Genomic DNA, 22,474 nt, shown 5'->3' with positions numbered 1-22,474 from the left:
CGCGTGAAGAGCATCCGCCTCGAACCCGCCGAGGCCGCCGCGCCCATTGTCCAGCTGGCGGCAGACACGACTGGCGATACCGGTGAGCTGATCTCCATCTCGCAGGAGATGGACCGGCTTGACCGGGCACGCCAGTTCGCACAGCCGCTGCTGGCCAATAGCCGCTTTGACACCGGTGAAAACGCGCTCGACCACGCCGACGGTGTGGCCGAGATCCTGCGCGGCATCGGCGCGGCGCCCTCGATGCAGGCGGCGGTCTATCTGGTGTACGCCGGCGACTACCTGAGCGAGCCGGAAAACGTGGTCGAGCAGGCGTTCGGTGCCTCGTACGCGAGCCTGGTGGCGCACACACGCCAACTGGTGCGCATCCAACGCAACGCGCGCAACGCCTGGACCGACGAAACCGACCGCGAGCTGCTGGCCGAGCAGCTGGAGCGGGTGCGCAAGATGCTGCTGGCGTTCTCGCGCGACCTGCGGGTGGTGTTGCTGCGGCTGGCGTCGCGGCTGCAGACGCTGCGCTTCTACGCGGTCACCAAGGCGCCGTGCCCGGTCGCGTTGGCGCGCGAGGCGCAGCAAGTGTTCGCGCCGCTGGCGAGCCGGCTGGGTATCTGGCAGATCAAGTGGGAGCTGGAGGACCTGGCCTTTCGCTTCCTGCGTCCGGACGACTACAAGCGCATCGCGACCGAGCTGGCCGAAAAGCGCACCGAACGCGAGCAGGGTGTCGACGCCGCGCGGGACCATCTGGTGCGTGAACTGGCCAGGGTCGGCTTGCAGGCAGAGGTCTCCGGTCGCCCGAAGCACCTGTATTCCATCTGGAAGAAGATGCAGGGCAAGCAACTCAAGCTGTCCGGAGTGTTTGATCTGCGTGCGCTGCGGGTGATCGTCGCCTCGGTGCCAGACTGCTACGCCGCGCTGAGCCGGGTGCACGACGTCTGGCGCCCGCTGCCGGAGGAGTTCGACGACTACATTGCCCGGCCCAAGCCGAATGGCTACCAGTCGCTGCACACCGTCGTGTTCGACGAGGACGATCGGCCGCTGGAGATCCAGATCCGCACCCGCGAGATGCACGACCACGCGGAGAGCGGCGTGGCGGCGCACTGGGCATACAAGGAGGCTGGCACCAAGGGCTATGCCGGTGTGAGCGCTGCGGGCGACTTCGAGGGCCGGGTGGCACAGGCGCGGCGTGCGGTGCTGCAGCAGCTGCTGGCCTGGGAGCGCGATTTCATTGGCCACAACACGCCGGCGCAGGGCATTTTCGAAGACCGCATCTACGTCTTCACGCCACAGACCCGGCTGATCGAGCTGCCTGCAGGCGCCACCGCGGTCGATCTCGCCTACAACCTGCACACCGATCTGGGCCACCGCTGCCGCGGCGCGCGCGTGGATGGCCAGATGGTCCCGCTGAACACGCCGCTGGTGAGTGGCCAGACGGTCGAGGTGATTTCTGCGAAGGAGGGCGGACCGTCGCTGGACTGGCTCAACCCGCAGCTTGGTTACCTCAAGAGCCAGCGGTCGCGGGCCAAGGCGCGGGCATGGTTCAACGCGCGGGCCTTGCAGGAGACGATCGCCCGCGGGCGCGAGGCGGTGGACAAGCTCCTGCAGCGTGAGGGCAAGACGTCGGTCAAGCTTGATGATCTCGCCGGGCAGCTCGGTTTCCGCAATGCCGAAGCCCTGTTCGAGGTGGTCGGCAAGGACGAGTTCTCGCTGCGCAACATCGAGAGCGTGCTGAGACCGCCTGCGCCTGTCGCGCCACCGACACCCGAGTCCGAGATGCCGCTGTTCAAGCCGGCGGCGACCGGGTCGGGCGGACGCAGCGCGGTGCTGGTGGTCGGCGTCGAGTCGCTGCTCACCCAGTTGGCCCACTGCTGCCGGCCGGCGCCACCCGATGCCATCGGCGGCTTCGTTACACGCGGCAAGGGTGTGGCGGTACACCGCGCTGACTGCGCCAACCTGCGGCAACTGGCCTGCCGCAATCCCGAGCGCATGATCGATGTCCAGTGGGGCGAAGCCGCCTCGGTGCTGGGCCGTCCGGCGGTATATCCGGTCAATCTCTCGGTCATCGCGCAGGACCGGCAAGGGCTGCTGCGCGACATCTCCGAGGTTTTTGCCCGCGAAAGATCCAATGTCATCGGCGTCAACACCCAGACTGTGCGCGACACGGCCCGGATGACGTTCACGATCGAGGTCCGTGACTCCACGGCACTGGCGCATGTGCTTCGCCAGGTGGGTGAAGTGCCCGGTGTTCAAAGTGCCAGAAGAAAATAAGTGGCCTGAAACGATTGACTGAATCCAAAAATACGCTATAGTTCGAGGCTCTTCAGGCGCATAGCTCAGTTGGTTAGAGCACCACCTTGACATGGTGGGGGTCGTTGGTTCGAATCCAATTGCGCCTACCAGAATGAAAAATTGAAAAGGCGCTGACATCCCTGTCAGCGCCTTTTTCATTGTCCGGCGTCATCGGACACCGTTCGTACCCGTTGATCTGGGTGAAGTCCGGGGCAAACCCTAGCGAGTGATCCTGCCGGGGGCTGCCTAGAATCTTTGTGCAGACGCACACAGGAGAGAGTTGCATGCCATCGAATCGCCGCGCCGCGGAAACGGCCACAGGTCAGCCCGACGGACCGCGCGTGCTCAAGAAGTATCCCAACCGCCGCCTCTACGATACCCAGACGAGCAGTTACATCACGCTCACCGACGTCAAGCAGATGGTGCTGGATGCGGAAAACTTCGAGGTGCGGGACGCGAAGTCCGGCGAAGAGTTGACGCGCAGCATCCTGCTGCAGATCATCCTGGAAGAAGAAAGCGCCGGCATGCCGATGTTCTCGACCCAGATGCTGGCGCAGCTCATCCGGTTCTATGGCCATACCATGCAAGGCATGATGGGCGAGTATATGGAGCGCAATCTGCAGGGCTTCGTCGATCTGCAGAAACGGTTCGCCGACCAGACCGGTGGCCTCTACGAAGGCAAAGCGTTCAACCCGGACGCCTGGGCGCAGTTCATGGCGGTGCAACCACCGGCCATGCAGCACATGATGAGCAACTACCTCGACCAGTCGAAGTCCATCTTCACGCAGATGCAGGAGCAGATGCAGAAGCAGGCCGAGAGTTTCTTCCCCGGCATGGCTGGCTTCCCTCCGCCGGTCAAGCCCTGAATCTGCATCAAGACTTCAGCCAAGGCTGGAGTACCAGCCAGACGTTGTCGAGGATCCGTGGGTGTGCGGCGGCGTTCGGGTGGATGCGGTCCGCCTGGAACCAGCGCACCGGGTCCGGGTCATCGGCCACGCCGGTCAACAGGAACGGTACCAGCGCCGCGCCTTCCGACTTGGCCACCTGCGCGAACATCGCGGCAAAGTCGCGCGCATAGGCCCCGCCGTAGTTCGGCGGCACCTGCATTCCCACCACCAGCACCTTCGCACTGGCTGCTTTGGCCGCCTGGGCAATGGCGGCCAGATTGTTCTGGCTACTCTTCAATGGCAGACCGCGCAGCGCATCGTTGCCGCCCAGTTCGACCACGACATGCGTAGGTCGGTGCTGCGCGAGCAGGGCACCGATGCGCGACCGCCCACCCGAGGTGGTGTCGCCGCTGATGCTCGCATTGACCACGCTTGCGGCGATCTTTTCCGTCGTCAGCCGTGCCTCCATCAACGCGACCCAGCCCGCACCCCGGGCAAGCCCGTATTCTGCAGACAGGCTGTCGCCGAGCACCAGGATCTTGTGGGGTATCGCCGCACGGGCAGTGCCGGCCACACCGCCAACACCCGCTGCCACGCAATACACCAGCCCCGCGATACAGTCGCGTCGCGTCCAAACAGAGGTGTCAACAGGGTTCAGCATGGGTATAGCGATCATTGAAGTCGACAGCGTGAGCAAGCGCGTCCGGGATTCCGCAGGTGAGCTGACAATTCTGCATGAGATCGGTTTCCAGCTTGCTCCGAGGGAATCGGTGGCGATCGTGGGGGCATCAGGCTCGGGCAAGAGCACGCTGCTGTCGATTCTGGCCGGTCTGGACACGCCCAGCAGCGGCACGGTCCGGCTCGATGGCATCGATCTGTTCGCGCTGGACGAGGATGCACGGGCGGCGGTGCGTGGCGAGCGCATTGGTTTCGTGTTCCAGAGCTTTCAGCTCATGGGCCACCTGAGCGCACTCGAGAACGTGATGCTGCCGCTGGAGCTGCGCGGCGAACGCAAGGCGCGGGCGCTGGCCACCGACATGCTCGGCCGTGTCGGCCTGGGACAGCGGCTCGGGCACTATCCCAAGCTGCTGTCCGGCGGCGAACAGCAACGGGTAGCGCTGGCGCGGGCCTTCGTGGTACGCCCGGCGCTGCTGCTGGCCGATGAGCCGACCGGAAGCCTGGACCATGCGACCGGCGAGTCGGTGATGCAGTTGATGTTCGAGCTGAACCGTGAGGTTGGCACGACGCTGATCCTCGTCACGCACGATCCGCGCATCGCCGAACGCTGCGATCGGCAGATCCGGCTGGAGGCCGGGCGCATGGTCTGAGCTACCATCACAGGCTATGTCAGGAACACTACTTTTCGGTTTCCACGCAGTGCAGGTCCGTCTGAAGACGGCGCCCGAGTCCGTGCGTGAGGTCCACATCGACACGGCCCGCCGTGATGCGCGCATGCGCCAGTTCATCGAGCGCGCGCAGGCCAGCGGTCGCACCATCGTCGAGAGCGATGGCGCCCGTCTGGACAAGCTCGCGGGCACGACGCGCCACCAGGGTGTCGTTGCACGGGTCACTGTGCTCGCCGTGAACCACTCGATCGACGACCTGCTCGACAGCGTCGAGGGCCCGCCGCTCGTGTTGCTGCTGGACGGCGTCACCGATCCGCACAACCTGGGCGCCTGCTTGCGCGTGGCCGACGGCGCGGGCGCGCACGCGGTCATTGCGCCGAAGGACCACGCGGTCGGTGTCAACGCCACGGTCGCCAAGGTGGCCAGCGGTGCGGCCGAGTCGGTGCCGTACTTCATGGTGACCAACCTGGCGCGCACGATGGGCGAGCTGAAGGAGCGCGACATCCTCATCGTTGGCACCAGCGACGACGCCAAGCAGTCGATCTATGACCTGGACCTCACCGGACCGGTCGCTGTCGTGCTGGGGGCCGAAGGCGCCGGCAAGCGGGCGCTGACGCGCAAGACCTGCGACGTGCTGGTGCACATCCCGATGCACGGCGCGGTCGAGAGCCTGAACGTGTCGGTTGCCTCGGCGGTGTGTCTGTACGAAGTGCTGCGCCAGCGTTTGCGCAAGGGAGTGTCCGCATGACGACCAAGTGGCCCCATCGCCTGTCTGTTCCCGTCCTGGTGCTTGCCGTGGCCACGCTGGTCGGCTGCACCCAGGAAAAGCAGAACGAGATCCGCCGCAGCGTCCAGAACTGGACGGGCACGAACGGCGTGCTGGAAATCTATGCTGGCGACAAGCTGGTGCGGCGCTTCATCCGCATCGACAAGATGAGCACTGCCTACGGCACTGATGACAAGCTGCCGCGTCCCTACCGCTATGGCTATGGCGTGCTCGACGAGAACCTCAACGGCACGCAGGACGAGGGCGAGAAGCGCGTCTACTTCGAGATCAGCGACTACTCGACGTCCTACGTCTTCTACGAGAGCCCGCGCTGAGGGGCGATTCAGGCCTGGTCGAGCGCACCCACCACGGCGCCCAGCCCGATCAGCCACATCGGGCTGATCTTCGTCCACAGCATCACCACGACCGTGACCGCGATCAGCACGAGGCCGCCTGGCTGGCCGTGGCCCAGCACCGGCTGCGACAGCACCCAGCCGGTGGACAGCAGCAGCCCGACCGTCAGCGGCGTCAGCCCGTTCGTGAAGACGCGCACCGCCAGGTGCTCCGGCCGCTGCCGACCCCAGCGCGTGACGGCCCAGGCGATGGCCGAACTCGGCAGCAGGATGCCCGACATTGCCGCTACCACGCCCAGCGGCCCGGCGACGTTCCAGCCGAGCACGGCGATGAACAGCAGGTTTGGCCCCGGCGCCGCCTGTGCGAGGGCGATCGAGTCGGTGAACTGGGTGTCGGTCAGCCAGTGGTGCTCGTGGACGAGGTAGCGGTGGATGTCCGGCGCGGTCGTGATGGCGCCGCCGACCGAGAGCAGCGACATCAACGTGAAGTGCAGGAACATCTGCAGCAGGTCAGTGGCGGAGAGGGCGGCGATGGTCATGTCGTCATGCCGTCCGGCGCTTCAGCAGCCACGCCACATGGCCCATCGTCACGGCACCCAGCCCGATGACCACCGCCGCCATCGGAAACCGCAGCGCGCCGATCAGCACCACTGTCAGCGCCGCGTAGCAGAGGCTGATGCGCAAGCCAAGCGGGTTCTTGCGCAAGCCCCGAATGGCTTTCAAGCCGGTCGCGATGATCATCCCTGCCGCCACCGCGCCCATGCCGCGCAGTGCACCCGAGACCTGCGGCAGGTCGGACCACCGGCCGTACAGCGCTGCCGCCGCCAGAACCACCAGCATCGGCAACAACAGCATGCCCGCGACCGACGCCACCACGCCGCGCCAGCCGAAATAGCGGTCGCCCAGCATGAGCGACAGGTTCACCACGTTCGGCCCCGGCAACACCTGGCTGACCGCCAACAGTTCCAGGAACTCGGCCGTCGACAGCCAGCGCTGGCGCTCGACCAGCTCCCGCTGCGCGATGGCGATCACGCCGCCAAAGCCTTGCAAGGCCAGCTTGCTGAAGACCCAGAACATCACCATCGGCGAAGCAGGGTGCTGCCGTGCCCCTGTGTCAGACATGGGCCGGATCACGCAGCATGCGGCGCGCTGCCCAGCCGCTGAGCGTCAGTGCGAGCAAGGTCCAGACCAGTCCGACCCAGTGCAGCGAGCCAAAACCGGCCGCACTGATGATCGCGCCGCCCGACATCGCACCAATCGCCTGTCCGAGGTAAATCGCAGAGGTGTTGAGCGCCAGCAGCGCCGGAGCCAGCAGCGGCGCCGCATGGCCGAGCCGGGCCTGTTGCGCCGAGTTCGAGGCGAACGTGCCAAACGCCCAAGGGATCATCACCAGCGCCATCACCCCCGGCCGTGCCGCGACCGGCAGGACCAGCAGGCTCAGTGCGATGCCGGACAGGTACAGCCCGACCGCACGGGCCGCGCCGATTCGGTCCACATGGCGGCTGAGCACCACGTTCCCCGCCAGCCCCCAGGCGCCGAACCACATGAACAGCAGGCTCACCTCCAGCGGCGTCGCACCCAGCACCTGGCGGTAGTAGGGCGCGATGTAGGCGAACAGGGTGAACTGGCCTGCGCCGCTCAGCGCCGTGACCACGATCACCGCCATCAGCACCGGGTGCGTGAACACCTCGGACCACGCCCGCAGCGACAACACCGGCGGCTTGACCCCGGACGGGAGCGCCCGCCAGACCCAGCCCGCACCGATCAGGCCCAGCACCGCCACCAGCCCGAATGCCCAGCGCCATCCGAACGCCTCGCCGATATAGGCGTGCAATGGCATCCCCAGCACCGAGGCGAAGGACCAGCCGAGAAAGATGGTGGTGATGGCCCGGCCGCGTCGCTCGGGCGGTGCCATGAAACCCATGGCTGCACCCGCTTGCGGCGTGAACACTGCCGCGCCCAGCACGGCCAACGCCCGCAGCGGCAGCAGCGCGGCATAATTCGGGGCGAGGGCGCAGAGCAGGTGCCCGAGTCCGTACCAGAGCAGCGTCAGGGTAAGCAGGTAGCGGCGGTCCCAGCCGGCCAGCAAGGCAGCCAGCAGCGGTGCTCCCAGGCACAAGCCGATGGCGCCCACGCTGATGAGCTGCCCGCCCAGTGCGACTGAAATCTCCAGGGAGCGCACCAGGTCATTGAGCGAGCCGGGCACCACCATCACGCCGCAGCCGATGGTGAAATTGCCGAACAGCAGGGCGCGCTGGCTGGCCGCCAGCGCCGGGCCGTCCACGCTGCCCGCAGCGACCACGGGCGAGGGCGCTGCCACGGTCAAGTCAGAGCCCCGGGTGGAGCTTGAAAGCGTCCGGGTTGACGATGTTTGTCGGTGTGCCAGCCAGGTAGGCGGTCACGTTGTCGAACGCGGCACGGAAGTAGTTCTCGTAGGTGTCGAGTTCCACGTAGCCGATGTGCGGCGTGCAGACCGCGTTTTCGAGGCGCAGCAGCGGATGGCCTTGCAGGATCGGCTCGCTCTCGAACACATCGACTGCTGCCATGCCGGGGCGGCCCCGGTTGAGCGCCGTCACCAGCAAGGTGTCGCCGACCAGCTCCGCCCGCGAGGTATTGACGAACAGCGAAGTCGGTTTCATCCGCGCCAGATCGTCCATGGTGATCAGGCCGCGGTTGTCGTCGCTCAGGCGCAGGTGGAGGCTGAGCACGTCCGCATCGCCGAAAAACGCCTCGCGGCTCTCGGCGGCCTCGAATCCGTCCGCCACTGCCTGCAAGCGGGAAAGCTCGCTGCCCCAGATCTGCACCTTCATGCCGAAGGCTCGGCCGTAGCCCGCCACCAGCTTGCCGATGCGGCCATAGCCCCAGATACCGAGCGTTTTGCCATGCAGACGCATGCCAAGCCCGAAGTTCGGCGGCATGGAGCCGGCCTTGAGGCCCGAGTGCTGCCAGGCGCCGTGCTTGAGGTTGCCGATGTACTGCGGCAACCGGCGCATGGCCGTCATGATCAGCGACCAGGTCAGCTCGGCCGGCGCCAGCGGCGAGCCAACGCCCTCGGCCACGGCGATCCCCAGCCGGGTGCAGGTCTCGACATCGATGTGCGTGCCGATGCGCCCGGTCTGGGCGATCAGCTTCAGGCGCGGCAGCTTTTCCAGCAGGGCGCGTGGAAACTGGGTGCGTTCACGGATCAGGACGAGGATTTCCGCGTCCTTCAGCCGCACGGACAACTGGCCGATGCCCTTGACCGTGTTGGTGAAGACCTTGACGTTCTGTAGTTCCAGACGTTCGGCACACCGCAGCTTGCGCACGGCGTCCTGGTAGTCGTCGAGGATGATGATGTTCATGTAGTGGTCGCGCGCGGGAACCCGATATTGTGCCTGCCTTTGCTCACTTGTCCTTTTTGCCCCCCGAGTCCCCACCGCCATCCAGCAGAGCCGCCCCACGCATGCCGAGCACCTCGCCCTTGCGGAAGTAGCCCAGCACGGAGGCGGGAGAGCGGTGGCCGGTGAGGGCCATGGTCTCGGCCATGGGGATGTTCTGAGCCGCTGCCTCGGTGACGAAGCCGGAGCGCAGGGAGTGGGCGGAGAAGCCGGCGCCCAGCCCGGCCAGCGCACAGCGGGCCTGGACGATGAGGCGCACGGACTGCGCGGAGAGCGCCGCGCCGGGGACGCCGGACTTGCCGATGCGCCGGAAGATGGCGCCGCCGGGGGCGGGCTGGCCGGCGGCGGCGGCCGCCAGCGCCCAGGCGTCGAGCCAGGCCTGCAGCGCCTCGGCGGCGCGGCCGACGATGGGCTTGTGGCTGTCGGCGCGGGCGCGGCCGGCCTGGTTCGACTTGGACACCCCCATCTGGTAGACCCAGCCCCCGGCCTGCGCGCGGGTGTTGTCCAGCGTCGCCGCCGTCACCTCCGAGCGCCGGCGCCCGCCGCTGGCAAAGGCGAACAGCAGCAGCGCCCGGTCCCGCCGCCCGACCAGCGAGGCGTCACAGGTGGCCAGCAGCGCCTCCAGCGGCTCGCGCGTCAGGGCCGGCTTGGCGTTGACCTGCTGCGCCCCCCGGCGCGCGTAGCCCCGGCGCATGCGGGCCATCAGCTCGCGCACCCGGCCGTCCTCGCAGGGGTTGTCCAGCCCCTGCAGCTGGTGCAGCTTGGACAGCACGCTGACCCGGTGCACCAGCGTGGCCAGCGCCGGCGCGCCCGGGGCGGCCTTGTGGCCGGCCGCCACCAGCGCGGCGTCCACGGCAGGAGGCAGCCCATGCACCAGCCGGCCAGCCTCGTCCAGCCGCTCGGCGTGGTCGACGATGAACTGCAGCACCACGGGCACCGGCAGCGGCAGCGCCAGGCGCAGGCCATAGCGGACGCTGAACCAGGCGGCCCAGTAGCGCAGCCCCGAGCGGTAGCTGCGCACGGTGTTGGGCGACTCGCCCTGGTCGAGCAGCGCGCGCACGGCGGCCTGGCTGCTCTCGGGCAGCTCGTCCACGACCAGCAGCGGCGTGCGGCCATCGGGGGTGAGCACGACCAGGTCGGAGGAAAACGCAGCGGCAGCGGTCATGGGGGAAGGTTGTCCAGTGAATGTATGAAATACGGTGTGTGCTGTATGATATCTGACAGATAAGCAGCATCACTAGCGATAAGCTTCAATTATCGTTAGTTATTCATCCAAACGAAAGAGGGCGCTTCACCGCGCCTCAGGAGCCCCCCGCACATGGCCAAAGGCATCACCGACCAGGACGTCTGGCGCGCCGCCGACGCGCTCCTCCTCGACGGCCAGCGCCCCACCATCGAGCGCGTGCGCCAGCACATCGGCCGCGGCTCGCCCAACACCGTCAGCCCGCACCTGGACAGCTGGTTCGCCCGGCTCGGCGCCCGCATCGCCGATCCGCAGGTCTTCCGTGGCCTGGAGGCTGCTGCGGCTGCCGACGCCGCCGCGCCCGAGCCGGTCCAGGCGCTCGCCCGGCAGCTCTGGGACACCGCGCAGGCCCTGGCCCGTGGACAGGCCGAATCGCGGGCGCTGGACGCCGAAGCCCTGGCCGCCGCCGCACAGGCCGAGCGCGACGCCAGCCAGGCCGCGCTGGCCACCGAGCGCGCCCGCAGCCAGGCCCTGGCCGCCGAACTCGACGCCCTGCGCATCGCCCACGCCGCCGAACACGCCAGTCTCACCGAGCGCCTGCGCACGCTCGACCGCCACGCCCAGGCCAGCGCCGACGCCCTCGCCGATGCCCGGCAGCGGCACGCAGACGCCCGCCAGCAGCACGCCGCCGACCTCGCCCACACCCAGGTCGACGCCGCCCAGCGCGTCCTGCAGGCCGAGCGCCGCGCCAGCGCCGACATGGACCGCGAGCGCCAGGCCCGCCTGCGTGCGGAAACCCTCGTCCAGGACGAGCGCACCGCCGCCGCGCAGGCGCTGGCCGACGAACGCACCCGCGCCCAGGCGCAGTTCGTCGCGCAGGTGCAGGCGCTGGGGCGGATGGAGGTGCGCGCGCAGGCGCTGCAGGAGCGGCTGGATCGGGTCGAGGCCGAGCGGCTGCGGGTCAAGCTGCGTGAGCGGCGAGGCGTGGGCGTGGGTGCCCGCCTTCGCGGGCATGACGGGAAGTAGCGCCATCATCCTCGCGAAGGCGAGGATCCATCACCCACCAGAAACCGCTCCGCCAGCCGCACCCAATACGCCGCCCCCACCGCCAGGTTCGCGTCGTTGAAGTCGTACCCCGGGTTGTGCACCATGCAGGCCGACGACGCCGGGCTGCCGTCGCCGCCCTGCCCGCCCTGCCCCCCCAGCCCATTCCCGATCAGCAGGTAACTGCCCGGCACCCGCTCCAGCATGAACGCGAAGTCCTCGCTCCCCGTCAGCGGCGGGCCGTGCAGCGTCACCTGGTCAGGGTCCGAGGTCCAGTGGAACAGGAAACCGGCATAAGCCAGCCGGATATAAAAACCATGGCTTTTCAGCTTGATGAGCTATGACGACTCAGCGCTGAGGCCTCTTCTCGGGATGCTTCGGCAGCATTCCTGGGGACGAAGACCCGTTAGGTTAACCGGCCAGCGGCTTCGCGTTCGGATCAGGGCGCGGCGTGGGGTGACGGCCGCGGGTGAAGGCGGTACAGGCTCGCCTTCGGCCTCGCGGGCGCGGCGGGCCGCGCGCTGAGGGGCTTACCTACAATCCTCCCAAGCGTTCCCCGCAATGCCATCAGGTTGGGGGTCGAAAAAGAACAGGGGGCTGCCTGATGACAATGATTTCAATGGATGACCACATCGACGCGGTCACGGATGGCCATCGATTTTCGCCTTTGGTATACGGGGGTGAGCTGTGGACGTTCGAGCATCTGGAGGCGTTTGCATTCAACACGCAAGTAGAGGCCTCCCCAGGCGGCTCCGTGAGCGTTGCTGTCGTTGTCTTCTTCTCGAACCACTGCTTCTCTCGTGAAGTTGAAGAAGGGGAAGATGTCGATGAGGCCCATGTCGTGATGGATGGCAGCATCCGCCGCGTCCTGGACAAGACGCGGTACGAACTTTCTCGCGAATACCTGCCCCGACTGATTCAGAAACTTCAGACTAGGCCCATCAAGGTTGCCGACCCTGCCAGGCCCAACTTCGTGACGTTCGAGATACGGCCTGCGGAGCCTGGAGCTGTTCCGTCGAACTACGCTGTCTTCTTTGAAGTGAGACGAGACAGCAAGCGCAAGCGCCGCCTACTCTTGCGCGTCCAGAGCGGCTATGTCCTGGAGACATTGACCAAGCGGCTGCGGGAAGCTCCGAAGATGAGCTTTCGTGTGATCTTGAAGAACACATACACCCGAGGACGCTAGAAAAGACAAACGGCCACCTTTGGGGTGGCCGTTGCATGCAAGTTTCTCTACCCTTTCGGGACTCCCACTCCAGGTGGGACCAAGTTGCCTTGGCGGCGCTTCCTTTTGCACTTGCTCGGGAAAGCCTTTCAAGACTGTATCGTAGCATCAGATGTACATCGGAATGTGCAATTGGCTGTTGCTTTTGACCGAAAGAGGGAGCCCGTCACCCCACAAACGCAAACCCCACCTCCGGCGCCAGCCCGCTGACGATGCGCGCCACGCTCTTGCCCGAGCCGCAGGCGTGGGTCCAGCCCAGCGTGCCGTGGCCGGTGTTGAGGAACAGGTTCGGCAGGCGGGATTGGCCGATGATCGGCACGTTGCTCGGCGTCGCGGGGCGCAGGCCGGTCCAGAACTGCGCCTGCGCCGTGTCGCCCGCACCCGGAAAAAGCTGTTCCGTCCGCCGCACGATGGCCTCGCAGCGCACGGCGTTCAGGTCACGGCTGTAGCCGTTCAGCTCCGCCGTCCCGGCGATGCGCAGCCGGTCGCCCAGGCGCGAGAAGACGAGCTTGTATTCGTCATCGGTCAGCGAGACCTCGTGCGCCATCGACGCATCCTTCACCGGCATCGTCACCGAGTAGCCCTTGGCCGGGTAGATCGGCAGGTGGATGCCCAGCGGCCGCACCAACAGCGGACTCAGGCTGCCCATCGCCACGACGAAGGCATCGGCGCGCAGCCGCTGGAATGCTCCATCGGCGTCCGTCACCTCGACGTGCTCGATCCGGCCGCCCACCTCGTGCAGCGCGGTGACGGTGTGGCCCATCCGGAAGCGCACGCCGTCCTGCCGGCAACGCTCGGCCAGCGCGAGCGTGAACTGCCGCGCGTCGCCCGACTCGTCCTCCGAGGTGTAGGTCGCACCCGCCAGCGTCGGCCGGATGTGGCGCAGCGCCGGCTCCAGCCGCACCGCCTCGTCGGCCGAGATCACGCGCCGGTCGCAGCCGAGTTCGCGCATCTGCGCGGCGGGCGCCTCGGCGGCGTCGAACTCCTTCTGGCTGGTGTAGAAGTGCAGGATGCCCTGCGTGCGCTGGTCGTACTGCAGGCCAAGGTCGCGCCGCAGTTGCTGCAGCGTCTCGCGGCTGTAGGTGCCCAGGCGGACAATCTGCGCGATGTTGTGCCGCGTGCGGGCCGGCGTGCATTCGCGCAGGAACTGCAGCGCCCAGCGCCACTGCTGCGGATCGGCGCGCAGCCGGAACAACAACGGGGCGTCTTCCCGGCCGAGCCACTGCAGCACCTTGAGCGGCGCCGACGGGTTGGCCCACGGCTCGGCGTGGCTGACGGAGACCTGCCCGCCATTGGCGAAGCTGGTTTCGGCGGCGGGGGTGGCCTGCCGGTCGATGACGGTCACGTCATGGCCGAGCTGGCGCAGGAAATGGGCGGACGTGGTGCCGAGCAGGCCGGCACCGAGGACGATGACTTGCATGAGGTAGTCGCTTTCGCGTTCTTCATGCCGCTCCCCCTGTCCTTGGTACCTGAGAGATTCAGCGCCGGGTCGGTCCCGGGGCCTTGCTCCTTCGGCGCTTCACGCTGCACACCGTGTCAGCGGTGCGGGCGTGGAGTCTCTCCAGACGGCGTGTGTGGTTGCAGTACGTGGACCTGAGCGTTCATGGGAGTTTGCGCCTTCGGTGACCGGCTCGGGGCCGGTGCTCTCCTGCAGAAAACGGGTGCAGCGGGCTTGCCGTCAGCCCTTCACCAGAAACCGCTCGGCCAGCCGCACCCAGTAGGCGGCGCCGACCGGCAGATTCGCGTCGTTGAAGTCATAGCCGGGGTTGTGGACCATGCAGGCCGACGCTGCCGGGCTGCCGTCACCGCCCTGCCCGCCCAGCCCGTTCCCGATCAGCAGGTAACTGCCCGGCACCCGCTCCAGCATGAACGCGAAGTCCTCGCTCCCCGTCAGCGGCGGGCCGTGCAGCGTCACCTGGTCCGGGCCGAGCAGCTCCAGCGCCACGGCGCGCGCAAACGCGGTCTGCGCCGGCGTGTTCACCAGCACCGCGTAGCCCGGCCGCCAGTCGATGCGCGCCGTGCAGCCAAAACTCTCCGCCTGCGCCGCCACCACCGCCCGGATGCGCCGCTCCAGCAGCGCGCGCACCTCGCGGTCCAGCGCCCGCACGCTCAGCTCCAGCCGCGCGCTCGCCGGGATCACGTTGTTGGCCTGGCCCGCGTGCAGCGCGCCGACCGTCACCACCGCCGCGTGCAGCGGATCGACGTTGCGCGACACCACGGTCTGCAGCGCCATCACCAGGCTGGCCGCCGCGACGATCGGATCGGCCGCGCGGTGCGGCATCGCGCCGTGGCCGCCGGTGCCGTCGACCGTGATGGTGGCGTAGTCGGACGAGGCCATCGCCGCGCCGTCCCGGAAGACGAGGTGGCCCTGCGCGATGCCGGGCATGTTGTGCATCGCGAAGATGGCGTCGCACGGATAGCGCTCGAACAGCCCGTCGGCCATCATGCGCAGCGCCCCGCCGCCGCCCTCCTCCGCCGGCTGGAACACCAGGTGCAGCGTGCCGTCGAAGTCGCCGTGTTCGGCCAGGTGCCGGGCCGCGGCCAGCAGCATCGCCGTGTGGCCGTCGTGGCCGCAGGCGTGCATCAGCCCGGGGCGCACGCTGGCCCAGGCCGTGCCCGAGGCCTCCTCGATCGGCAGCGCGTCCATGTCGGCCCGCAGCCCGAGCCGCCGCGCCCCGGTGCCGCGCACCAGCCGCCCGACCACGCCCGTGCCGCCGATGCCCCGCTCGACCGCGTAGCCCCAGCCGTCGAGCTTGTCGGCGACCAGCGCGGCGGTGCGGTGTTCCTCGAAGGCGAGTTCGGGGTGCTGGTGGAGGTCGCGGCGCAGGTGGACGAATTCACCGATCCGGGCGTTCAGCGCGTCGAGCAGGTAGGTCATGGCGTGGGGCTCACTGCAAGGTCACTGCGCTTCGAGCTTGATCGACTTGGCGATGGCGCGGAAACGGGCCGTCTGCGCCTCGTACTCCTTCGTGGCTTCGGCCGGGGTCATCGGCGCCGGCAGCATCCCGCCGATCTGTTCCAGCTGCTTGCGGGCATCCGGATCGGCCATCGCCGTGGCCAGCGCCTTGTTCAGGGCCTGCACCACCGGCTCCGGCGTGTCCTTGCGCACGAAGTAACCCGTCCAGGCGTTGTAGGCGAAGTCCTTGACGACCTTGCTGTCGTTGATGCTCGGGAACGCCTTCAGGAACGGCGCCTCGACCTTGCCCGCCGGCGCCAGCGTGCCCAGCACCTTCATGCGGCCCTGCTCGATCAGCCCCATCTGCTGCGCGCCGATGACGATGAAGGACACGTCCACCTGCCCGCCGGCCAGATCCTGGAACAGGGGGGCTGCGCCCTTGTACGGCACATGCGTCATCGCCGCGCCGACCTGGTGCGCGAAATGCTCGCCGAGGATGTGATAGAACGACCCGACGCCCACGCTGCCATACGTCAGCGGCTTGCCCTCGGCGGCGGACTTCTTCGCCAGCGCCGCCAGCTCCTCGATGTTGTTCGCGCCCAGCTCCTTGCGCGCCAGCACCGCCATCGGGAACGCCCCGATGATCTGCACCATTCGGAAATCCTCCGCCTTGTACTTCACCGCCTGCAGGGCCAGCGGCGCCAGGATCAGCTCGTTGGGCGAGCCCTGGTAGACCAGGTAGCCATCCGCCGGCGAGGCCAGCACCTTCTGCGCCGCCAGCGCGCCGCCGACGCCGCCGAGGTTTTCCACGATCACCTGCTGGCCGAATGCCTTCGCCAGCGGGCGCTCCACGATCCGCGCGATCGCGTCCGACAGCCCGCCCGCCGGGTACGGCACCATCAGGTTGACCTGCTTGGCCGGGAAGGTCTGCGCCATGGCGGTCGCGCCGGTCAGGCACAGGCCCGCGAACAGGGCCAGGGTGCGGTGGTGGAAGGTCTTGCGGTTCATGGGTTTGTCTCCGGTGGAATGTTGGGAATGTTGGGCGTGCGGGTGGTCTCGGATCTATCCTAGGATGGACGCCACTGCACGTCCAATGCATTGTTTTTCAGATAACGATGAGTTGAAGTCATGACACTGGTCCAGCTCAAGCACCTGATCGCCCTGGCAGAAAACGGCTCCTTCAGCCGCTCCGCCGAGACCCTGTTCCTGACCCAGCCGGCGCTGAGCCGCAGCATCCGGGCGCTGGAGGACGAACTTGGCCAGCCACTGTTCGACCGCATCGGGCGGCACAGCGAGCTGACGCCGTTCGGCCGCGAGGTGCTGGCGCGGGCGCGGCAGGTGGTGCTGGACGCGGACGATCTGCTCGACAGCGGCCGGCGCATGGCGGCGGGCGAGGTGGGCGTGCTGCGCATCGGCATGGGTTCGGGGCCGGGGGTGATGCTGATGACGCCGCTGCTGATGACGGTGGCGGAGCGCCATCCGGGGCTGCACCTGGAGGTGTCCCGGGCGACCACGGCGCTGCTGGTGCAGGCACTGCGCGAGCGGAAACTGGATGCGCTGGTGGTCGATGCACGCTCGCTGACCCCGGCGCCAGACCTGTGCATCGACACCTTGCTGGAGATGCGCGGGGCGTTCATGTGCCGGCCGGGGCATCCGCTGCTGGTGCAGTCGCCCCCGTCACGGCAGGCCGGTGGTGTGTCTTTCGCCGAGGTGCAGCGTTACCCGATCGCCTCGACGCCGCTGAGCGACGAGGTGGCGCGGGTGCTGATGGAGCGTTACGGCCCCGAGGCGCACCCGGCGCGCTGCGTCACGCTGCGCTGCGAGGAGGTTCCGAGCCTGGTGGCGGTGGCCACACACAGCGACGCGGTGCTGATCGCGATCCGCGCGGCAGGGCCGGGGCTGGTGGAGCTGCCGATGCAGCCACCGCTGGACACCCGTGCCCGCTTCGGTCTGGTGACGCTGGCGGGGCGCACGCCCGCGCCGAGCCTGAGCGTCGTGCGCGACCTGATGCGCACGACGCTGCAGGACACAGACATCACCCAGGTCAATACAGCCTGATGATCAATCCAGGCTGATGTTCGCCTTCTTCACCAGGATCTCGTAGACCTTGGACTTGGCCTCGACGCCACGGGTGATGTCCTCGGGCGTCCAGGTGATCGGCTCGAAGGCGAAGGTGTCGAAGCGCGCCTTGATCTCCGGGTCGGCGATGACCTTGGCCACGTCGGCGTTGATCTTGTTGCGCAGCGCCACCGGCAAGCCCTTGGGCGCCACCAGCACGACGAAGGCGTTCACGTCGAACCCGGCCGGCGCGCCCGCTTCCTGCACGGTCGGTACATCGGGCATCTGCGGCAGGCGCTTGGGTGAAGCCACCGCCAGATAACGCAGCTTGCCCGCCTTGTACGCGCCGGAACTCGACGGCAGCGTGCCCAGGCTCCACGCCACATCGCCTGTGGCGACGGCGGGGAACAACTGGCTCACCTCGCGGTAGGGGACGTGCTGCATGCGGATGCCGGTCAGCTCTTCCAGCAGCTCGGCGCCGAGGTGGCCGGGGCTGCCGACACCCCACGAGCCATACGTGACCTTGCCAGGCTCGGCCTTGGCGGCGGCGATCAGGTCGCCCATGTTCTTCCACTTCGACTCGGATCCCACCGCCACCATGAAGGTGGTGCGGAAGATCGACGCCACCGGCTCGAAATGCTTCACCGCATCGGCGCCGCGCTGCTTGTAGAGGTGCGGCACGGCGGCAAGGTGGTCACTGTCGAGCTGCAGCAGCGTGTAGCCGTCCGGTGCGGCGCGCTTGACGGTGTCCATCGCGATGAAGCCACCGCCACCAGGGCGGTTTTCGACCATGACACGCTGGTTCCACAGCTTGCCGAGCTTCTCGGCGACGAGGCGCAGCGTGGCATCCGGGCCGCTGCCCGGGGCGAAGGCGGTGTAGAGCGACACCGGCTTGGATGGGAAATCGGCTTGGGCGTGTGCTGGCAGGTGGGCGAAAGCGGTGGCGCCGATCAGGGCAGCAAGAAAAGTCTGGCGGTTCATGGCGGTGTCTCCAAGCGTTTTCAGGGGTTATTCGGCTGCGGCGATTGTCAGAGAAACCTCGCCCACGCCGGCCACCTGCCCGGTGATGCGGTCGCCGGCCACGACAGCACCTACGCCTTCGGGCGTGCCGGTGTAGATCAGGTCACCGGGTTCGAGGTGATAGAACTGCGACAGGTCGGCGAGGATTTCGCGGATGTTCCAGATCAGCTTGTCCACATCAGAGTGCTGCTTGGTGACACCGTTGACCTGCAGGGCAATCTCGCCCGACTCGATCACGACACCGGGCATCGGCACCACTTCGCTGCACACGGAACCTTGTTCGATGTCCTTGCCGAGATCCCACGGCCGGCCCTTGTCGCGGGCGACGAGCTGCAGATCGCGGCGCGTCATGTCCAGACCGCAGGCGTAGCCGTAGACCAGCTCGTGCGCGTCCTCGGCGGCGACGCGGAAACCCGCCTTGCCGACGACGAGCACCAGCTCCATCTCGTAGTGGTAGTTCGACGTGCCGGGCGGGTAGGCGACGGTCGCGCCACTGTCTACCAGCGTCTGCGGCGACTTGGTGAAGTAGAAGGCACGCTCGACCGACTTGTCCACCGGGCGGCCCATCTCGATGGCGTGGGCGTGGTAGTTGCGGCCGACGCAGAAGATGCGGTTGATCGGCAGGCGGGCATCCGAGCCGCGGATGGGCAGGGATTGGACGGCGGGCGGATTCCAGAGGTAGTTCGTCATGGCGTTCAGTGCTCGGTGTTCAGTGGTCAGAGGAGATTCAGGCGCGGACTTCGTAGACACCGAGCTTGCGGTGCAGCGGCGATTCGTCGGCCAGAAAGAGGAAGGCGGGCTGGTCGGCGGACAGGTTGCGCAGCGTCACGCCCGTGTAGCCAGGGGCGCAGCAGGTGTCGGCTTCGACCAGGGTGAAGGTGCTCGGCGTGTCGGCCTGCACCGCGATTTCGACGCCTGCGCTGCCTTCGATCAGGTGGAAGACACAGGCGGGCGAGCGCGCTGGCAACGTCAGCGTCTGGCCGGGGCGCAGCATCTGGGCGTAGAAGCCGAGGATGTTTTCCGCGTCCTCGCCGGTTTCAGGGTTGACGTAGGTGATCTGCACGTCGTCGAGCGCGGGCTGGTCCTCGGACAGGGCGATCAGCGCGGCGCGGGTGTCCACCCAGGGATAACGCAGCATCGGATACCGCTTGCCGCTGCGGCCGAACACGGTGCTGGGGGTGACGCCAGCGCGTCGGTAAGCGTTGTCGCCACGCCCCGGCTTGGTTTCCTGCCGCCCGCCGTTGAGGTGGTAGCTGACTTCGAGGTAGTAGGCCAGCGGCAGGTCCAGCACGTCGAGCCAGATCACCGGCTCGGTGCCGTCGTGGCCGTGTTCGTGCCACAGGCCGGTGGGCGTGAGGATCAGGTCGCCGCGGGACATCGGGCAGCGTTCGCCGTCCACCGTCGTCCAGGCGCCCTCGCCTTCGACCACCATGCGCACCGCGTTGGGCGTGTGCCGATGTGACGGCGCCCATTCGCCGGGCAGCAGCAACTGCATCCCGAGGTACATCGCGCTGCTGGCCTGCATCTTCTCCAGCGTGTGGCCGGGGTTGGCCAGGACCAGCACGCGGCGCTCGGCCTTCTCGATCGGCGTCAGCTCGCCGGCCTGCAGCAGCAGCGGCTTGATCTGCGCGTAGGCCCAGCGCGTGGGCTGCGTCTGGCGGGTCGGGATCTTCGGCGGCAGCACGCCGCGCAGGCTCGGCCACAGCGGCACGAGGTTCTGGTCGCGCAGCGCCTGCACGTAGGCGGGCGGCAGGTCTTCGAGGCGGGCGAGTTGAGCGTCTTCCATGGGGAAACTCCTTGAACCTTGCATTCAGCGTTGAGCGGCGTCGAGGCAGTTGCCGACGTTCCAGCCGTACAGCCACTCCATCGCGTCGTAGAAACGGTCGGCCGAACGCCCGCGCCACAGGTCGTTGCGCACCAGCCGCTCGACGCCCTTGGCGTGGTAGATGCGGCCCATTTCGCGCGACGACAGCACGATGCGGGCGGTGCGGGCCACGCGGGCGCGCTGGTAGAGGTCGAGCGCCTGGGTCCAGTCATTGCCGCAGGTGCGCAGGGCTTCGCCGAGCGTCACGGCATCTTCCATCGCCATGCAGGCGCCTTGGGCCATGTATTGCGTCGTCGGGTGCGCGGCGTCGCCGAGCAACGTGACACGGCCGTAGCTCCATTGGCCGATCGGCTCGCGGTCGGCGGTGGCCCAGCGTTTCCACGACTTGGGCAGGTCGATCAACTGGCGTGCCTTCGGACAGATGTTCTGGAAGTAGCTCTGCACCTCCTCCTTGCTGCCTTCGCGCACGCCCCATTCCTCCTGCTCGCGGCTGTGGAAGGTGACGACGACGTTGTACTGCTCGCCGCCACGCAGCGGGTAATGCACGAGGTGGCAGTTCGGGCCGACCCAGATGGCCGCGGCGTTCCAGCGCAGTTCCTCCGGGAAATCGTCCTTCTCGACCACGGCCCGGTAGACGACATGCCCGGTCACGCGGGCCGGGTCACCGACAAACTGCTCGCGCACCACCGACTTGACGCCATCCGCTCCAATCAGCGCGATGCCGCGGAAGGTGCGGCCGTCCTGCACCGTCACGGTCACGCCGTCGCTGTCCTGCGCGATGGCCACGACGCGGGCTGAGGTGTGGAAGTCCACCAGCCCGGTTTCCTGCGCGCCTTCGAGCAGCGACAGATGCACGTCCGCCCGGTGGATCACCGCATACGGATTGCCAAAACGCTGGCGGAACGCCTCGCCCGTGGGGATCTGGCCGACCTGGTACTCGTCCACCGCGTCATGCATGACCATGTAGTCGGTGTAGACCGCCCGACCACGCGCCTTCTCGCCGATGCCGAGCGCATCGAAGGCGTGGAAGGCGTTCGGGCCGAGCTGGATGCCGGCGCCGATCTCGCCGATCTCGGGCGCCTGCTCCAGCACCGTCACCCGGAAGCCTTGTCGCACCAGGGCCAGTGCCGTCGCGAGGCCGCCGATGCCACCACCGGCCACCAGCACGACCGGGGCCTTGTTCGTCATGTTGTCCATGTCATTGCGCTCCATCAATCAGTATGCACATAGTCAGTATGCTGATGATAAGTGTAGTGCTAGGATTGATCCATATCTATACCGTGAAAACCCGTACCCATGCCGACGCTTGACCTCAACAGCCTGCCCGGCCACGACATCCGCCGCCTGCACCAGATCGCCGTGGCGCTGTTCATGGCAGAGACCGAACCGTTCGGCGTCACCCCCGTGCAGTACGCCGCGCTGCAGGCGGTGCAGAACTCCCCTGGCCTCGACCAGCGCACGCTCGCCCGCACGATCGGCTTCGACACTTCGACCATCGCCGGGGTGATCGACCGGCTCGAAGCGCGGGGCCTGATGCTGCGCAGCGCATCGGCGCAGGACCGGCGCGTGCGGCTGCTGACGCTGACGGAAGCGGGTCAGCAGCTTCTGGCGGACGTGACCCCGTCGATGCTGCGGGCGCAGGAGCGCATCCTGGCGCCGCTGCCGACGCAGGAGCGGGGCGAGTTCATGCGGATGCTGGCGGTGTTGATCGCCAATGCCGTTGATGATGCAGTTTGATTCATTACATGCCGCGATTGACAGCATGAAACAGCATGATTGAGCAATATACTGCTTGTCATGCACACCTCCACTGAACTCCTTTCCAACCACCTCGGTGGCCGATGGACCGCTGGCACGGGCACCGCAACGCCCTTGTTCGACCCCGTGCTCGGCACCGAACTGGTCCGCGTGACCCTAGATCGTCAATTGGCGCATCAACTGCGGATCACTTCTGAGAATGCTTACGAATTCACCCAACATCCGCGTAGTAAATTCCGATGAATTCATAGCATCTTCCGTCTGCCTCACCACAGATGTAATCCGCTCATCCGTCCCTACAGGCAGATCCAACTTGATACGGAATGGGGCCGAAGGCTTCGCCATGTACCCGCTACCACCTGCCGCTGCTGCCGACGTAGTGACTGCGCTAGCCCCTGTGAGCGTCTGCCCTACGATGTTCTCACGCATTGCCGCGTTCAGTTCGGCGCT

General features: G+C 67.4%; 23 protein-coding genes, 1 tRNA gene, 1 pseudogene and 2 riboswitches. Of the genes and pseudogenes, 11 read left to right on the top strand and 14 right to left on the bottom strand.

Annotated elements, in window-relative coordinates; all coding sequences use genetic code 11:
- Positions 1-45 precede the first annotated feature (45 nt).
- From RMP06_RS01075 to phaR, 3 genes are all read left to right on the top strand, one after another.
- On the top strand, positions 46-2,265 hold the full coding sequence (locus tag RMP06_RS01075) for a RelA/SpoT family protein (protein WP_409050071.1): 2,220 nt from the start codon (positions 46-48) through the stop codon (positions 2,263-2,265).
- 54 nt (positions 2,266-2,319) lie between these two features.
- Positions 2,320-2,396 (top strand) — tRNA-Val (locus RMP06_RS01070).
- A gap of 174 nt (positions 2,397-2,570) precedes the next feature.
- The gene (gene phaR / locus RMP06_RS01065; RefSeq protein ID WP_310459927.1) at positions 2,571-3,152 is read left to right on the top strand and encodes a polyhydroxyalkanoate synthesis repressor PhaR; all 582 of its coding nucleotides are present in this window, start codon (positions 2,571-2,573) and stop codon (positions 3,150-3,152) included.
- Between the two features lie 7 nt (positions 3,153-3,159).
- Here phaR and RMP06_RS01060 read toward each other — a convergent pair whose 3' ends face one another.
- On the bottom strand, positions 3,160-3,834 hold the full coding sequence (locus RMP06_RS01060; protein ID WP_409050069.1) for an arylesterase: 675 nt from the start codon (positions 3,832-3,834) through the stop codon (positions 3,160-3,162).
- Between RMP06_RS01060 and RMP06_RS01055 the strand changes: the two genes are divergently transcribed.
- From RMP06_RS01055 to RMP06_RS01045, 3 genes are read left to right on the top strand one after another with little or no spacing between them, the layout of a single operon-like run.
- On the top strand, positions 3,833-4,501 hold the full coding sequence (locus tag RMP06_RS01055; protein ID WP_310459925.1) for an ABC transporter ATP-binding protein: 669 nt from the start codon (positions 3,833-3,835) through the stop codon (positions 4,499-4,501). The genes RMP06_RS01060 and RMP06_RS01055 overlap by 2 nt on opposite strands.
- A 16-nt stretch (positions 4,502-4,517) precedes the next feature.
- Positions 4,518-5,267, top strand: a complete 750-nt coding sequence (gene rlmB, locus RMP06_RS01050) for a 23S rRNA (guanosine(2251)-2'-O)-methyltransferase RlmB (protein WP_310459924.1) — start codon at positions 4,518-4,520, stop codon at positions 5,265-5,267.
- On the top strand, positions 5,264-5,620 hold the full coding sequence (locus RMP06_RS01045) for a hypothetical protein (RefSeq protein WP_310459923.1): 357 nt from the start codon (positions 5,264-5,266) through the stop codon (positions 5,618-5,620). Before rlmB ends, RMP06_RS01045 begins: the two co-directional genes overlap by 4 nt.
- A gap of 8 nt (positions 5,621-5,628) precedes the next feature.
- Here the strand turns inward: RMP06_RS01045 and RMP06_RS01040 are convergent, their stop codons facing one another.
- From RMP06_RS01040 to RMP06_RS01020, 5 genes are read right to left on the bottom strand one after another with little or no spacing between them, the layout of a single operon-like run.
- Positions 5,629-6,177 (bottom strand): chromate transporter, encoded by a 549-nt coding sequence (locus RMP06_RS01040; RefSeq protein ID WP_310459922.1) that lies wholly within the window; start codon positions 6,175-6,177, stop codon positions 5,629-5,631.
- Positions 6,178-6,181: 4 nt separating this feature from the next.
- Positions 6,182-6,760 (bottom strand): chromate transporter, encoded by a 579-nt coding sequence (locus RMP06_RS01035; RefSeq protein WP_310459921.1) that lies wholly within the window; start codon positions 6,758-6,760, stop codon positions 6,182-6,184.
- Entirely contained in the window at positions 6,753-7,958 is a 1,206-nt protein-coding gene (locus RMP06_RS01030; RefSeq protein WP_310459977.1) for an MFS transporter, read from the bottom strand. The genes RMP06_RS01035 and RMP06_RS01030 overlap by 8 nt, the downstream gene beginning before the upstream one ends.
- A 7-nt stretch (positions 7,959-7,965) precedes the next feature.
- Complete coding sequence (locus RMP06_RS01025) at positions 7,966-8,979, bottom strand: D-2-hydroxyacid dehydrogenase family protein (RefSeq protein ID WP_310459920.1); 1,014 nt, start codon at positions 8,977-8,979, stop codon at positions 7,966-7,968.
- A 43-nt stretch (positions 8,980-9,022) separates the two neighbouring features.
- Complete coding sequence (locus tag RMP06_RS01020) at positions 9,023-10,180, bottom strand: tyrosine-type recombinase/integrase (protein ID WP_310459919.1); 1,158 nt, start codon at positions 10,178-10,180, stop codon at positions 9,023-9,025.
- Between the two features lie 153 nt (positions 10,181-10,333).
- On the opposite strand from RMP06_RS01020, the gene RMP06_RS01015 reads away from it, so the two are divergent.
- Positions 10,334-11,224 carry a DNA-binding protein gene (locus RMP06_RS01015; RefSeq protein ID WP_310459918.1) on the top strand — a complete coding sequence of 297 codons (891 nt, stop codon included), beginning with the start codon at positions 10,334-10,336 and terminating at the stop codon, positions 11,222-11,224.
- Between the two features lie 5 nt (positions 11,225-11,229).
- Here RMP06_RS01015 and RMP06_RS01010 read toward each other — a convergent pair.
- Positions 11,230-11,505, bottom strand: a pseudogene (locus RMP06_RS01010) (hypothetical protein); the annotation flags it as partial.
- 356 nt (positions 11,506-11,861) lie between these two features.
- Here RMP06_RS01010 and RMP06_RS01005 point away from each other — a divergent pair.
- The gene (locus RMP06_RS01005; protein WP_310459917.1) at positions 11,862-12,428 is read left to right on the top strand and encodes a hypothetical protein; all 567 of its coding nucleotides are present in this window, start codon (positions 11,862-11,864) and stop codon (positions 12,426-12,428) included.
- Between the two features lie 205 nt (positions 12,429-12,633).
- Here RMP06_RS01005 and RMP06_RS01000 read toward each other — a convergent pair whose 3' ends face one another.
- From RMP06_RS01000 to RMP06_RS00990, 3 genes are all read right to left on the bottom strand, one after another.
- Positions 12,634-13,887, bottom strand: a complete 1,254-nt coding sequence (locus tag RMP06_RS01000; protein WP_310459916.1) for a D-amino acid dehydrogenase — start codon at positions 13,885-13,887, stop codon at positions 12,634-12,636.
- A 36-nt stretch (positions 13,888-13,923) separates the two neighbouring features.
- Positions 13,924-14,032: riboswitch (glycine riboswitch) on the bottom strand.
- A 6-nt stretch (positions 14,033-14,038) separates the two neighbouring features.
- Positions 14,039-14,128, bottom strand: a riboswitch (glycine riboswitch).
- A gap of 17 nt (positions 14,129-14,145) precedes the next feature.
- On the bottom strand, positions 14,146-15,345 hold the full coding sequence (locus RMP06_RS00995; RefSeq protein ID WP_310459915.1) for a M20 aminoacylase family protein: 1,200 nt from the start codon (positions 15,343-15,345) through the stop codon (positions 14,146-14,148).
- Between the two features lie 21 nt (positions 15,346-15,366).
- Positions 15,367-16,371, bottom strand: coding sequence for a Bug family tripartite tricarboxylate transporter substrate binding protein (locus RMP06_RS00990; RefSeq protein ID WP_310459914.1), 1,005 nt, complete (start codon positions 16,369-16,371; stop codon positions 15,367-15,369).
- Between the two features lie 120 nt (positions 16,372-16,491).
- Between RMP06_RS00990 and RMP06_RS00985 the strand changes: the two genes are divergently transcribed.
- Positions 16,492-17,421 (top strand): LysR family transcriptional regulator, encoded by a 930-nt coding sequence (locus RMP06_RS00985; RefSeq protein ID WP_310459913.1) that lies wholly within the window; start codon positions 16,492-16,494, stop codon positions 17,419-17,421.
- Between the two features lie 3 nt (positions 17,422-17,424).
- Here the strand turns inward: RMP06_RS00985 and RMP06_RS00980 are convergent, their stop codons facing one another.
- From RMP06_RS00980 to RMP06_RS00965, 4 genes are read right to left on the bottom strand one after another with little or no spacing between them, the layout of a single operon-like run.
- Complete coding sequence (locus RMP06_RS00980) at positions 17,425-18,402, bottom strand: Bug family tripartite tricarboxylate transporter substrate binding protein (protein WP_310459912.1); 978 nt, start codon at positions 18,400-18,402, stop codon at positions 17,425-17,427.
- A gap of 27 nt (positions 18,403-18,429) precedes the next feature.
- The gene (locus tag RMP06_RS00975; RefSeq protein WP_310459911.1) at positions 18,430-19,131 is read right to left on the bottom strand and encodes a fumarylacetoacetate hydrolase family protein; all 702 of its coding nucleotides are present in this window, start codon (positions 19,129-19,131) and stop codon (positions 18,430-18,432) included.
- A 37-nt stretch (positions 19,132-19,168) separates the two neighbouring features.
- Complete coding sequence (locus tag RMP06_RS00970; RefSeq protein WP_310459910.1) at positions 19,169-20,227, bottom strand: cupin domain-containing protein; 1,059 nt, start codon at positions 20,225-20,227, stop codon at positions 19,169-19,171.
- A 24-nt stretch (positions 20,228-20,251) separates the two neighbouring features.
- Positions 20,252-21,463 carry a 3-hydroxybenzoate 6-monooxygenase gene (locus RMP06_RS00965; RefSeq protein WP_310459909.1) on the bottom strand — a complete coding sequence of 404 codons (1,212 nt, stop codon included), beginning with the start codon at positions 21,461-21,463 and terminating at the stop codon, positions 20,252-20,254.
- Positions 21,464-21,562: 99 nt separating this feature from the next.
- Here RMP06_RS00965 and RMP06_RS00960 point away from each other — a divergent pair, with 99 nt between their 5' ends.
- Positions 21,563-22,003, top strand: a complete 441-nt coding sequence (locus tag RMP06_RS00960) for a MarR family winged helix-turn-helix transcriptional regulator (protein WP_310459908.1) — start codon at positions 21,563-21,565, stop codon at positions 22,001-22,003.
- A gap of 60 nt (positions 22,004-22,063) precedes the next feature.
- Positions 22,064-22,267: a hypothetical protein gene (locus RMP06_RS00955; RefSeq protein WP_310459983.1), complete on the top strand. Its 204-nt coding sequence runs from the start codon at positions 22,064-22,066 to the stop codon at positions 22,265-22,267.
- The last annotated feature ends 207 nt before the right edge of the window (positions 22,268-22,474 follow it).

Origin of the sequence: Sphaerotilus sp. (genome assembly GCF_031429695.1) — a bacterium.
Taxonomy (GTDB): domain Bacteria; phylum Pseudomonadota; class Gammaproteobacteria; order Burkholderiales; family Burkholderiaceae_C; genus Sphaerotilus.
Note: the sequence above shows the minus strand (reverse complement) of the source record. Positions and strands in the feature narration are given on the sequence as shown.